This window comes from Streptomyces sp. NPDC088915, from assembly GCF_044749825.1.
Classification (GTDB): Bacteria; Actinomycetota; Actinomycetes; order Streptomycetales; family Streptomycetaceae; genus Streptomyces.
Map to the genome: position 1 here is coordinate 152,003 of NZ_JBIVIR010000014.1, position 13,628 is coordinate 165,630.

At 71.1% G+C, this 13,628-nt stretch carries 7 protein-coding genes; all 7 read left to right on the forward strand.

The genetic code is table 11. The features are described from left to right. The first annotated feature begins 275 nt into the window (after nucleotides 1-275). The gene (locus tag ACIP5O_RS24870; protein WP_401296806.1) at nucleotides 276-1,553 is read left to right on the forward strand and encodes an extracellular solute-binding protein; all 1,278 of its coding nucleotides are present in this window, start codon (nucleotides 276-278) and stop codon (nucleotides 1,551-1,553) included. Nucleotides 1,554-1,572: 19 nt separating this feature from the next. Continuing rightward, nucleotides 1,573-2,586, forward strand: coding sequence for a carbohydrate ABC transporter permease (locus tag ACIP5O_RS24875; protein WP_401296808.1), 1,014 nt, complete (start codon nucleotides 1,573-1,575; stop codon nucleotides 2,584-2,586). Continuing rightward, nucleotides 2,580-3,455: a sugar ABC transporter permease gene (locus tag ACIP5O_RS24880; RefSeq protein ID WP_401296970.1), complete on the forward strand. Its 876-nt coding sequence runs from the start codon at nucleotides 2,580-2,582 to the stop codon at nucleotides 3,453-3,455. The genes ACIP5O_RS24875 and ACIP5O_RS24880 overlap by 7 nt, the downstream gene beginning before the upstream one ends. A gap of 46 nt (nucleotides 3,456-3,501) precedes the next feature. Then, nucleotides 3,502-5,169 carry a glycoside hydrolase family 13 protein gene (locus ACIP5O_RS24885; RefSeq protein ID WP_401296810.1) on the forward strand — a complete coding sequence of 556 codons (1,668 nt, stop codon included), beginning with the start codon at nucleotides 3,502-3,504 and terminating at the stop codon, nucleotides 5,167-5,169. Continuing rightward, nucleotides 5,157-6,242: a LacI family DNA-binding transcriptional regulator gene (locus ACIP5O_RS24890; protein ID WP_401296812.1), complete on the forward strand. Its 1,086-nt coding sequence runs from the start codon at nucleotides 5,157-5,159 to the stop codon at nucleotides 6,240-6,242. Before ACIP5O_RS24885 ends, ACIP5O_RS24890 begins: the two co-directional genes overlap by 13 nt. A 122-nt stretch (nucleotides 6,243-6,364) precedes the next feature. After that, nucleotides 6,365-8,053 (forward strand): carbohydrate-binding module family 20 domain-containing protein, encoded by a 1,689-nt coding sequence (locus ACIP5O_RS24895; protein ID WP_401296813.1) that lies wholly within the window; start codon nucleotides 6,365-6,367, stop codon nucleotides 8,051-8,053. A gap of 129 nt (nucleotides 8,054-8,182) precedes the next feature. Beyond that, nucleotides 8,183-13,474, forward strand: a complete 5,292-nt coding sequence (pulA, locus tag ACIP5O_RS24900; protein WP_401296814.1) for a pullulanase-type alpha-1,6-glucosidase — start codon at nucleotides 8,183-8,185, stop codon at nucleotides 13,472-13,474. Nucleotides 13,475-13,628: the final 154 nt, after the last annotated feature.

Sequence of the window (13,628 nt, forward strand, 5' to 3'; positions counted from 1 at the left end):
GCAAGGTCTTGCAGTTCTTGCGGGGCGCATCGGGAGCGGCTCGGGGGCGCGTGGGGTGCGCAAGGGCGCACTTCCGCCCCTGTCAAGCGACCCCTCGGCAACCTTAGGGACACGCGGATGTAACGATCGCCGAGTCTTGCAGAAAAGTCCCGCAAGGTCTTTCGGCTCGTTTTCATCCCTGTTACGTTCCTGCCAACCCGGAGCGCCGCGAGGGAGCGGTCGCATGAGGAAGGTTCCAGCCCCTCGTCCCCCCGGGATCAGTTGAAGGAGTTCACATGCGGCGTGGCATAGCGGCCACCGCGCTGGTCGCGGCCCTGGGCGTGACCCTGGCGGCGTGCGGGAGCGACAGCGGTTCCGACAACGGCGGCTCGAAGGGCTCGGGCGAGCTCTCCGGCACCGTGACGTGGTGGGACACCTCCACGGTCGGCTCCGAGGACAAGGTCTTCAAGAAGGCCGCCGAGGACTTCACCAAGAAGCACCCCAAGGTCACCGTCAAGTACGTGAACGTGCCCTTCGGCGAGGCGCAGAACAAGTTCAAGAACGCCGCGCAGTCCGGCTCCGGCGCGCCCGACGTCATCCGCTCCGAGGTCGCCTGGACCCCCGAGTTCGCGGACCTGGGCTACCTGGCCCCGCTGGACGGCACCGCCGCGCTGAAGAACGCCGACGACTTCCTCGACCAGGCCGCCGCCTCCACCAAGTACAACGGCAAGACCTACGCGGTCCCGCAGGTCATCGACTCCATGGGCATCTTCTACAACAAGAAGGTCTTCAAGGAGGCCGGCGTCGAGGTCCCCAAGACCATCGCCGAGCTGAAGACCGTCTCCGCCAAGATCAAGCAGAAGACCGGCAAGACCGGCCTCTACCTGCGCGGCGACGACGCCTACTGGTTCCTCTCCTTCCTCTACGGCGAGGGCGGCGACCTCGTCGACGCCGAGAAGAAGACGGTCACCGTCGACGACCCGGCCGGCGTGAAGGCCTTCAAGACCGTCAAGGACCTGGTGGACTCCGGCGCGGCCAAGACCGACGCGACCGACGGCTGGAACAACATGCAGACCGCCTTCAAGGACGGCAAGGTCGCCATGATGATCAACGGCCCGTGGGCCGTCGCCGACACCTACGCGGGCAAGGAGTTCGCGGACAAGGCCAACCTGGGCATCGCCCCGGTCCCGGCCGGCTCCGGCGGCCAGGGCGCCCCGCAGGGCGGCCACAACCTCGCCGTCTACGCGGGCTCCAAGAACCTGGACGCCTCCTACGCCTTCGCCGAGTACATGACCTCGGTCGAGACGCAGACCACGATCGCGAAGGAACTCAGCCTCCTCCCGACCCGCGAGTCCGTCTACATCAAGCCGGACGTGGCGACCAACGAGATGATCTCCTTCTTCAAGCCGGTCGTGCAGAAGGCCGTCGAGCGCCCCTGGATCCCGGAGACCGGCAGCCTCTTCGCGCCGCTCGTCACCGAGTACACCAAGGTCCTGACCGGCCAGACCACCCCGGAAGCGGGAGCCAAGGCGTCCGGCGACGCCTACCGCAAGCTCCTCAAGGACTGGAAGTAACAGGAAGGCGGACCGGCTGATGGCCGTGGACACCACCGGCCAGTCGGTGGCGAAGGCCGCGGGCGACCCTGTCGCCCGCGGCCGGAGCCGCGGGACTGGCAAGCGCAGGAGGGCCGAGAAGCGCTCCCTCGCCACCCACTGGTACGCCTGGGCGATGGTCGCCCCGGTGATCGTCGTGATCGCCGTGATCATCGGCTATCCGCTGGTCCGCGGCGTCTACCTGTCGCTGACGAACGCCAACGAACGCAACGTCGCGCGCTCGATCGGCGTCAACGAGATCCCGGCCACCTACGAGTTCGTCGGCCTGGACAACTACGCCGACGCCCTCACCGGCGGCCAGTTCCTCTCCACCCTGGGCTGGACCCTGGTCTGGACGGTCGCCTGCGTCTCGGTGACCTTCGCCCTCGGCCTGACCCTCGCCAACGTCCTCAACCGGAAGATCGCCGGCCGCTCCTTCTACCGGCTGCTGCTCATCCTCCCCTGGGCCGTGCCGGGCTTCGTCTCCGTCTTCGCCTGGCGCTTCCTCTACAACCAGGACAACGGCCTCCTCAACAAGGTCCTCGCGGGCGGCGGCATCGACGCCGTGCCGTGGCTGAACGACCCCACCTGGGCCAAGCTCTCGGTCATCGCCGTCAACGTCTGGCTCGGCGTGCCGTTCATGATGGTCGCCCTCCTCGGCGGCCTCCAGTCCATCCCCGGCGAGCTGTACGAGGCCGCCGAGATGGACGGCGCGAACGCCTGGCAGCGGTTCCGGCACATCACCATGCCCGGCCTCAGCTCGGTCTCCACGACGGTGGTCCTGCTCTCCACCATCTGGACCTTCAACATGTTCCCGGTGATCTTCCTGCTCACCCGGGGCGGGCCCGGCGAGGCCACCCAGATCCTCGTCACCCAGGCCTACAAGTTCTCCTTCGAGGTCAGTCCGCGCGACTTCGCCCAGTCCTCCACCTGGGGCGTGCTCATCCTGGTCCTCCTGATGCTGTTCGCCGCGGTCTACCGCCGAGTCCTCCGCAAGCAGGGAGAAGTCTGGTGACCACCACGAACCCCACCCCCCGGGCCGTGACCAACGCGCCGGTCCGCGGCCGCCGTTCGCCGCTCTCCTCGGTCGCGCTGCACCTGACGCTGATCACGGCCTCCGTGATCGCCGTCTTCCCGGTCCTCTGGGTGCTGCTGACCTCGCTCAAGCCCGCGAAGTACGCCATCACCACGGACTTCTTCAAAGAGACGACGTTCGAGAACTACACGAACCTCCTGAACGACACCCCGTTCCTCACCTGGTTCGGCAACTCGCTGCTCATCGCGGGCCTCACCACGCTCGTCGGCGTCTTCATCTCCGCCACCACCGGCTACGCCGTCAGCCGCTTCCGCTTCCCCGGCAAGCGCGGCCTGATGTGGACGCTGCTCATCACCCAGATGTTCCCGGTCGCCGTCCTGATCGTGCCGATCTACAACATCATGGCGTCGACGGGCCTGCTCAACCAGCCGGCCGGCCTGGTCATCACGTACCTGACCATCGCCGTCCCGTTCTGCGCCTGGATGATGAAGGGCTTCTTCGACACCATCCCGCGCGAGATCGACGAGTCCGGGTACGTCGACGGCCTCACCCCCTTCGGCACCTTCTGGCGGCTGATCCTGCCGCTCGCCAAGCCGGGCATCGCCGTCACCGCGTTCTACTCCTTCATCACCGCGTGGGGCGAGGTCGCCTACGCCTCCGCCTTCATGGTCGGGGACGAGAACCTCACCCTCGCGGGCGGACTGCAGAAGTTCGTCAACCAGTACGGCGCCCAGTGGGGTCCGATGTCCGCGGCCTCCGTGCTCATCGCCATCCCCGCGGCGCTGGTGTTCCTCTTCGCCCAGCGGCACCTGGTCACCGGCATGTCCGCCGGTGCCGTCAAGGGCTGAGCCCGACCACCGCCCCCGCACGCCCCTCCTTACTCCCAGGGAAGACATGACCCAGCATCTCGCCGCCCCGGCCGACGTCCCCACCACCGGAACGCACACGGGCTGGTGGAGAGACGCCGTGATCTACCAGGTCTACCCGCGCAGCTTCGCCGACGGCAACGGCGACGGCATGGGCGACCTGGAGGGCGTCCGCAGCCGGCTGCCGTACCTCAGGGACCTGGGCGTCGACGCCGTCTGGCTCTCGCCGTTCTACGCCTCCCCACAGGCCGACGCCGGTTACGACGTCGCCGACTACCGGGCCATCGACCCGATGTTCGGCTCCCTGCACGACGCCGACGCGGTGATCCGCGAGGCCCACGCCCTGGGCCTGCGGATCATCGTCGACCTCGTCCCCAACCACTCCTCCGACCAGCACGAGTGGTTCCAGCGGGCCCTGCGCGAGGGCCCCGGCTCCCCGCTGCGCGAGCGCTACCACTTCCGCCCCGGCAAGGGCGCGAACGGCGAACTGCCCCCCAACGACTGGGAGTCCATCTTCGGCGGCCCGGCCTGGACCCGCACCGAGGACCCGGACGGCACCCCCGGCGACTGGTACCTGCACCTCTTCGCCCCGGAGCAGCCCGACTTCAACTGGGAGCACCCGGCCGTCCGCGACGAGTTCCGCTCCATCCTGCGCTTCTGGCTCGACATGGGCGTCGACGGCTTCCGCGTCGACGTCGCCCACGGCCTGGTCAAGGCCGCCGGACTGCCCGACATCGGCGCCCACGACCAGCTCAAGCTGCTCGGCAACGACGTCATGCCCTTCTTCGACCAGGACGGCGTCCACGAGATCTACCGCTCCTGGCGCAAGGTCCTCTCCGAGTACGACGGGGAGCGCGTCCTCGTCGCCGAGGCCTGGACCCCCACCGTCGACCGCACCGCGAACTACGTGCGCCCCGACGAGATGCACCAGGCCTTCAACTTCCAGTACCTGGGCACCCACTGGGACGCCACCGAGCTGCGCACCGTCATCGACGCCTCGCTCGCCGCGATGCGCCCGGTCGGCGCCCCCACCACCTGGGTGCTCTCCAACCACGACGTCACCCGGCACGCCACCCGTTTCGCCAACCCGGCGGGCCTCGGCACCCAGCTCCGCGAGGCCGGCGACCGCGAGCTCGGCCTGCGCCGGGCCCGCGCCGCCACCCTCCTCATGCTGGCCCTGCCCGGCTCGGCCTACGTCTACCAGGGCGAGGAGCTCGGCCTGCCCGACGTCACCGACCTGCCCGACGAGGTCCGCCAGGACCCGTCCTTCTGGCGGGCCAGCGGCCAGGACGGCTTCCGCGACGGCTGCCGGGTCCCGATCCCGTGGACCGTCGCGGGCTCCTCGTACGGCTTCGGCGACGGCGGCTCCTGGCTGCCGCAGCCCGCGGCCTGGGGCGCGCTGAGCGTCGAGGCGCAGACCGGCGACCCGGGCTCCACCCTGGAGCTGTACCGCAGCGCGCTCGCGGTGCGCCGGACGCAGCCCGGACTCGGGGCGGGCGAGGGCCTCGAATGGCTGGAGGCCCCCGAGGGCGTCCTCGCCTTCCGGCGCGACGGCTTCGTCTGCACCGCCAACACCACCGGCCGGGCCCTCTCCGTCCCGCTGCCCGGCCGGTTCCTCCTCTCCAACGAGCCCGTCGCCCCCGGCGCGGACACGGTGGAGCTGCCCGCCGACACCACCATCTGGTGGGCGGTGTGACGATCCCCCTGCCGCGGGGCGCCGGAACGGGCGCCCCGCGGCTCGCGGACATCGCGGCCCAGTCCGGCGTCAGCGAGGCCACCGTCAGCCGCGTCCTCAACGGCAAGGCGGGGGTGGCCGGCGCGACCCGGCACAAGGTGCTCGCCGCGCTCGACGTGCTCGGCTACGAGCGTCCCGTACGCCTCAGACAGCGCAGCGCGGGCCTCGTCGGGCTCGTCGTGCCCGAGCTGACCAACCCGATCTTCCCGGCGTTCGCGCAGGTTGTCGAGCAGGTCCTCGCCGGGCACGGCTACACCCCGGTCCTGTGCACCCAGATGCCCGGCGGCGCCACCGAGGACGAGCTGGTCGAGCAGCTCGTGGAGCGCGGGGTGTCCGGCATCGTCTTCCTCTCCGGGCTCCACGCGGACGCCACCGCCGACCCGGCCCGCTACGCCCGGCTCGCCGCCCGGGGCGTGCCGTTCGTCCTCATCAACGGCTACAACGAGCACGTCGACGCCAACTTCGTCTCCCCGGACGACCGGGCAGCGGCCCGCATGGCCGTGCGGCACCTGGTCGAGCTGGGCCACGAGCGCATCGGCCTCGCCATCGGCCCCCTCCGCTACGTCCCCTCGCGCCGCAAGGCCGAGGGCTTCGCCGCCGAACTGTACGAGCTCCTCGGCGTCGAGCGCGCGGACGCCGAACGGTTCGTCCGGCCCACCCTCTTCGGCGTCGAGGGCGGTCACGCCGCCGCCGACATCCTGCTCGGCGAGGGCTGCACCGGCATCGTCTGCGGCTCCGACCTGATGGCGCTCGGCGTGATCCGCGCGGTCCGCGCCCGGGGCCTCGACGTGCCCCGGGACGTCTCCGTCGTCGGCTTCGACGACTCGCCCCTGATCGCCTTCACCAGCCCGCCGCTCTCCACCGTCCGCCAGCCCGTGCAGGCGATGGCCACGGCCGCCGTGGGCGCGCTCCTGGAGGAGATCGAGGGGAACCCGGTGCAGCGCACCGAGTTCGTGTTCCAGCCGGAACTGGTGGTGCGCGGTTCGACGGCGCAGCCGCCCGCCCGGGTCGCGGAGCCGCAAGTCCTTCCGTAACAAATCGCGTTGCGGCGTCCGGAGGGTTGACCGGGCGTCGGGCCACTCGTACGGTCACGGCTGAAAACAGTTGCTGAAGTTTTCGGCAACTTCTTGCGACAGTGAAGTCAGCAGGAGGAAACATGGCCAGAAGGACCGTGGCCGCTGCACTCGCCCTCGTGGCGGGAGCCGCTGTGGCCGTCACGGGAAACACTCCCGCCCAGGCCGCACCCCCCGGTGAGAAGGACGTCACCGCGGTGATGTTCGAGTGGAAGTTCTCCTCGGTCGCCAGGGAGTGCACCGACCGCCTCGGGCCCGCCGGATACGGCTACGTCCAGGTCTCCCCGCCCCAGGAGCACGTCCAGGGCGGCCAGTGGTGGACCTCGTACCAGCCGGTCAGCTACAGGATCGCCGGCCGCCTCGGGGACCGCACCGCCTTCAAGAGCATGATCGACACCTGTCACGCGGCGGGCGTGAAGGTCGTCGTGGACTCCGTGATCAACCACATGGCGAACGGGTCGGGCACGGGAACGGGCGGGACCCCGTTCTCCAGGTACGACTACCCGGGCCTCTACTCCGGCGCCGACATGGACGACTGCCGGGCCGAGATCACCAACTACCAGGACCGCGCCAACGTCCAGAACTGCGAGCTGGTCAAGCTCCCCGACCTGGACACCGGCGAGGCCTACGTCCGCGGGAAGATAGCCGGCTACCTCAACGACCTGCTCTCCCTGGGCGTCGACGGCTTCCGGATCGACGCCGCCAAGCACATGCCGGCCGCCGACCTCGCCGACATCAAGGCGCGGCTCACCAGGCCCGGCGCGTACTGGAAGCAGGAGGCCATCTTCGGCGCCGGAGAGGCCGTCTCCCCGGGCGAGTACCTCGGCAACGGCGACGTGCAGGAGTTCCGTTACGCCCGCGACCTCAAGCGGGTCCTGCAGAACGAGAAGCTGGCGTACCTGAAGAACTTCGGCGAGGCCTGGGGCCACATGCCCTCCGGCCAGGCCGGCGTCTTCGTCGACAACCACGACACCGAGCGCCAGGGCGACACCCTGAACTACAAGGACGGCGCGAGCTACACCCTCGCCTCCGTCTTCATGCTCGCCTGGCCCTACGGCTCCCCGGACGTCCACTCCGGCTACGAGTGGACCGACAAGGACGCCGGACCGCCCAACGGCGGCCAGGTGAACGCCTGCTACAGCGACGGCTGGAAGTGCCAGCACGCCTGGCGCGAGATCTCCTCCATGGTCGCCTTCCGCAACACCGCGCGCGGCCAGGCCGTCACGAACTGGTGGGACAACGGCAACAACGCGATCGCGTTCGGCCGCGGCTCCAAGGCCTACGTGGCGATCAACCACGAGTCCTCGGCGCTCACCCGCACCTACCAGACCTCCCTGCCCGCCGGCACCTACTGCGACGTGCAGTCGAACAGCCCCGTGACCGTCAACGGCTCGGGGCAGTTCACGGCCACCCTGGGCGCCCACACCGCGCTCGCCCTGCACACCGGCGCCAAGGGCTGCGGCACCAACCCGCCCGCCGCCACCGGTGCCTCCTTCAACACCACCGCGACCACGGTGACCGGCCAGAACATCCACGTCACCGGCAACCGCGCCGAACTCGGCAACTGGGCCCCGGCCTCGGCCCCCAAGCTCGACCCGGCCGCCTACCCGGTCTGGAAGCTGACGCTCTCCCTGCCCGCCGGCACGACCTTCGAGTACAAGTACCTCCGCAAGGACGCCGCCGGGAACGTCACCTGGGAGTCCGGCGCCAACCGCACCGCGACCGTCCCCGCCTCCGGGCAGCTCGTCCTGAACGACACGTTCCGCGGCTGAGACACGGCTGAACCGGAGCCGAACCGCGACTGACCCCCCACCAGCCGCACCCCGCCCACCGACCCCGCACCGCAAGGGCCGCCCCACCCGGGGCGGCCCCCTCTTCCCGTACCTCCAGGGAGACTCCCCGTGATACGCAAGAGAACGGCCGTCGCACTGGCCGCCGCCCTGTGCGCGGCCCTCGTGCCCGCCGTCCCCGCGACCGCCGCGCCGAAGCCCCCGGCCCCGCCGTCCGACCGGGCGCTCGCGGCCGAACCCGCCCGCCAGGACCTCACCCGCGAGCAGTTCTACTTCGTCCTGCCCGACCGCTTCGCCAACGGCGACGCGTCCAACGACCGCGGCGGCCTCACCGGCAGCCGCACCCGGACCGGCTTCGACCCCACCGACAAGGGCTTCTACCAGGGCGGCGACCTCAAGGGCCTCACCCGGCGGCTCGACTACATCAAGGGCCTCGGCACCACCGCCATCTGGATGGCGCCGATCTTCAAGAACCGGCCCGTGCAGGGCGAGGGCGAGAACGCCAGCGCCGGCTACCACGGCTACTGGATCACCGACTTCACCCGGGTCGACCCCCACTTCGGCACCAACGCCGACCTGGAGAGGCTGATCGCCGCCGCCCACGCCAAGGGCATGAAGGTCTTCTTCGACGTCATCACCAACCACACCGCCGACACCGTCGACTACGCCGAGAAGACGTACGGCTACCGCCCCAAGGGCGCCTACCCCTACCTGGACACGAACGGCCGCCCCTTCGACGACCGCGAGGCCGTCGGCCGGGTGGACGCGGACTCCTTCCCGTACACGCCCGTGGCCGAGAAGGGCGTCAAGGTCCCCTCCTGGCTCAACGACCCCACGATGTACCACAACCGGGGCGACTCCACCTGGGTCGGCGAGTCCGCCGAGTACGGCGACTTCGTCGGCCTGGACGACCTGTGGACCGAGCGGCCCGAGGTCGTCGAGGGCATGAAGAGGATCTACGAGAAGTGGGTCCGCGACTTCAAGATCGACGGCTTCCGGATCGACACCGTCAAACACGTCGACCTGGACTTCTGGACCCAGTGGGCCACCGCCCTCGACGCCTACGCCAAGAAGCGGGGCCGCGAGGACTTCTTCATGTTCGGCGAGGTCTACTCCGCCGACACCGCCGTCACCGCCCCCTACGTCACCCGGGGCCGGCTCGACGCCACCCTCGACTTCCCCTTCCAGGACGCGGCCCGCGCCTTCGCCTCCCGGGGCGCCGGAGCCGACCGCCTCGCCGAGGTCTTCGCCGAGGACTACCGGTACACCACCGACAAGGCCAACGCCTACGAGCAGGTGACCTTCCTCGGCAACCACGACATGGGCCGCATCGGCACCTTCCTCGAGCAGGACAACCCGAACGCCACCGACGCCGAACTCCTCAAGCGGGCCCGGCTCGCCAACGAGCTGATGTTCCTCTCCCGGGGCAACCCGGTCGTCTACTCCGGCGACGAGCAGGGCTTCACCGGCGCCGGCGGCGACAAGGACGCCCGCCAGCCCCTCTTCGCCTCGCAGGCCGCCGACTACCTCGACGACGACCAGCTCGGCACCGACCGCACCCACGCCACCGACGCGTACGACACCGGCCACCCGGTCTACCGCTCGATCGCCGCCCTGTCGAAGCTCACCCGCGAGCACCCGGCCCTCCGCGACGGCGTCCAGCAGGAGCGGTACGCCGAGGGCTCCGTCTACGCCTTCTCCCGCACGGACGCGAAGGCGCGCACCGAGTACCTCGTCGCCGCCAACGGCTCCACCGCCGACCAGGCCGTCACGATCCCCGTCGACTCGGCGGCCTTCCGCACCCTGTACGGCGGCCGGGGAGCCGTTACGGCCAAGGACGGCAAGGTCACCGTCACCGTCCCGGCCCTCTCCTCCCTGGTCCTCCAGGCCGACCGGGCCCTCCCCTCCCCGGCCGTAAAGCCCTCCCTGGACCTCAAGGCACCGGCCGCCGGAGCCACCGGCACCGTCGAGCTCTCCGCCGACGTCACCGGCGGGCAGCTCAACCGGGTCGTCTTCGCCGCCCAGGTCGGCGACGGGCGCTGGCAGACCCTCGGCACCGCCGACCACGCCCCCTACAAGGTCACCCAGCACGTGACCGCCCCCGCCGGCACCGCCCTGCGCTACAAGGCCGTCGTCGTCGACAGCGCGGGCCGCACCGCGAGCGCCACCGCCGCCACCACGGCGGGCGCGCCCCCGGCCCCCGAGAAGCCGGTCGCCGTCGAACGCACCCACGCGATCGTCCACTACAAGCGCGAGGACGGGGACTACGACGGCTGGACCCTGAAGGCCGCCGGACAGCAGGCCGCGTTCACCGGCCGCGACGCCCACGGCGCCTTCGCCTGGGTCGAGGTCCCCGAGGGCGCCGCCACGATCCCGTACACCGTCGAGAAGGACGGCGCCGCCGACGGCCCGCGGCGGACCGTCGACCTCGGCCGCACCGGCGAGGTCTGGATCACCCAGGGCCGGGACGGCCAGTCCGACACCGACCCGGCACCCGTCACCCCCGACAAGACCAAGGCGGTGCTGCACTACCAGCGCGCCGACGGCGACTACGACGGCTGGGGCCTGCACACCTGGACCGGCGCCGCCCAGCCCACCGACTGGTCCAAGCCCCTGCTGCCGGTCCGCGTCGACGCGTACGGCGCCGTCTACGAGGTGCCCCTCGCCGCGGGCGCGACCTCCCTCTCGTACATCCTCCACAAGGGCGACCAGAAGGACCTGCCCACCGACCAGTCCCTCGACCTCGCCACCTACGGCCACGAGGTCTGGCTGCTCGGCGGGGAGCCCACGTACCTCCTGCCCACCGTCGGCGGCGCCCCCGACCTCGACCTCGCCAAGGCCTCGGCCCAGTGGATCGACCGGAACACCGTCGTCTGGAAGGTGAAGGCCACCGACGCCACCAGCCAGCAGCTCGTCCACGCGAAGGACGGCGGGATCGCCGTCACCGGCGGCGCCCTGAACACCGAGGGCCAGTGGCTCCGGCTGAACCGGACGACGCTCACCGACGCCCAGAAGGCGAAGTACCCGCACCTCAAGGACTACCCGGCCTTCACCGTCGACCCGCGCGACGCCGACCGGATCCGCGACTCCCTGCGCGGCCAGCTGATCGCCACCCAGCGCGCCGCCAACGGCGCCCTGCTCGCCGCCACCGGCGTCCAGACGGCCGGCGTCCTCGACGACCTGTACGCGAAGAAGGCGACCGGCGCCGCCCTCGGCCCGGTCTTCGGCCGCCACGGCGTCACCCTCTCCGTCTGGGCCCCCACCGCCCGGTCGGTCGCGCTCGAACTCGACGGCCGGACCGTCGCCATGCGCCGCGACGACACCACCGGCGTCTGGTCCGCCACCGGCCCGAAGTCCTGGACCGGGAAGCCCTACCGGTACGCCGTGAAGGTCTGGGCCCCCACCGTCCAGAAGATGGTCACCAACAAGGTCACCGACCCCTACTCCACCGCCCTCACCACCGACTCCGCCCGCAGCCTCGCCGTCGACCTCACCGACCCGAAGCTCGCCCCCACCGGCTGGAAGGGCCTCAAGAAGCCCGCCGCCGTGCCGCTGCGGGACGCCCAGATCCAGGAACTCCACATCCGCGACTTCTCGATCGCGGACCCCACGGCCCGCGCCGACCACCGGGGCACCTACCTGGCCTTCACCGACCAGGACAGCAAGGGCGCGAAGCACCTGCGCGACCTCGCCGCCTCCGGCACCTCCTACGTCCACCTCCTCCCGGCCTTCGACATCGGCACCGTCCCGGAGAAGAAGGGGGACCAGGCCGCTCCGGCCTGCGACCTCACGGCGTACGCCCCCGACTCCGAGGAGCAGCAGGCCTGCGTCACCGCCGCCGCGGCGAAGGACGGCTTCAACTGGGGCTACGACCCGCTGCACTACACCGTCCCCGAGGGCTCCTACGCCACCGACCCCGAGGGCACCCGCCGCACCGTCGAGTTCCGGCGGATGGTCCAGGCCCTCAACGGCGACGGACTGCGCACCGTCATGGACGTCGTCTACAACCACACCGTCGCCGCCGGACAGTCCGACAAGTCCGTCCTCGACCGGATCGTGCCCGGCTACTACCAGCGCCTCGACGCCGACGGCGCCGTCACCACCTCCACCTGCTGCGCCAACACCGCGCCCGAGAACGCCATGATGGGCAAGCTCGTCGTGGACTCGATCGTCACCTGGGCCAGGGAGTACAAGGTCGACGGCTTCCGCTTCGACCTCATGGGCCACCACCCGAAGGCCAACATCCTGGCCGTGCGCAAGGCCCTCGACGCCCTGACCCCCGCCAAGGACGGCGTCGACGGCAGGGCGATCGTCCTCTACGGCGAGGGCTGGAACTTCGGCGAGGTCGCCGACGACGCCCGCTTCGTCCAGGCCACCCAGAAGAACATGGCCGGCACCGGGATCGCGACCTTCTCCGACCGGGCCCGCGACGCCGTCCGCGGCGGCGGCCCCTTCGACGAGGACCCCGGAGTCCAGGGCTTCGCCTCCGGCCTCTACACCGACCCCAACGCCTCGCCCGCCAACGGCACCCCGGCCGAGCAGAAGGCCCGCCTCCTGCACTACCAGGACCTCATCAAGGTCGGCCTGACCGGCAACCTCGCCGACTACGCCTTCACCGACACCTCCGGCCGCACGGTCAAGGGCTCCGAGGTCGACTACAACGGCTCCCCGGCCGGGTACGCGTCCGCCCCCGGCGACGCCCTCGCCTACGCCGACGCCCACGACAACGAGTCCCTGTACGACGCGCTCGCCTTCAAGCTCCCGGCGGGCACCTCCCCGGCCGACCGCGCCCGCATGCAGGTCCTCGCCCTGGCGACGGCCACCCTCTCGCAGGGCCCGGCGCTCTCCCAGGCCGGCTCGGACCTGCTGCGCTCGAAGTCCCTGGACCGCAACTCGTACGACAGCGGCGACTGGTTCAACGCCATCCACTGGGACTGCCGCGACGGCAACGGCTTCGGCCGGGGTCTCCCGCCGGCCGCCGACAACCGGTCGAAGTGGGGCTTCGCGAAGCCGCTCCTGACGAACCCGTCCCTCACCGTCGGCTGCGCGCAGATCGACGGCGCCTCGGCCGCCCACCGGGACCTCCAGAAGATCCGCACCACCGAAGCGGTCTTCTCCCTGGCCACCGCCGACCGGGTGCGCTCCGCCCTGACCTTCCCGCTCTCCGGCCGCGACGAGACGCCCGGCGTGATCACCATGCGCCTCGGCGACCTGGTCGTCGTCCTCAACGCGACCCCGCAGGCGCGGGAGCAGAAGGTCACCGGCCTGGCCGGCAAGGACTACCGCCTGCACCCGGTCCAGGCGAAGGGCTCCGACGCGGTCGTGAGGACCGCCGCCTACGCGAAGGACTCGGGCACCTTCACGGTCCCGGCGCGGACGGTGGCGGTGTTCAAGGCCGGATGACCGGCCCCCGGGGGAGCGCCCACTCCCTCGGGGTGACCCCGTGGCGCGTGCCGTCGGCGGCGGGCTTTCCCGGCTCCTCGCCGACGGCACGGCAGCCCACGGCCTCGTAGGACGCACGCAGCCGCGGGTCGCCCGTCGGGCGGTCCCGCCGGGC

Coding starts and splice junctions, on each gene's coding strand:
- ACIP5O_RS24870 (WP_401296806.1), top strand. CDS start 276: ATGCGGCGTGGCATAGCGGCCACCGCGCTGGTCGCGGCCCTGGGCGTG.
- ACIP5O_RS24875 (WP_401296808.1), top strand. CDS start 1,573: ATGGCCGTGGACACCACCGGCCAGTCGGTGGCGAAGGCCGCGGGCGAC.
- ACIP5O_RS24885 (WP_401296810.1), top strand. CDS start 3,502: ATGACCCAGCATCTCGCCGCCCCGGCCGACGTCCCCACCACCGGAACG.
- ACIP5O_RS24895 (WP_401296813.1), top strand. CDS start 6,365: ATGGCCAGAAGGACCGTGGCCGCTGCACTCGCCCTCGTGGCGGGAGCC.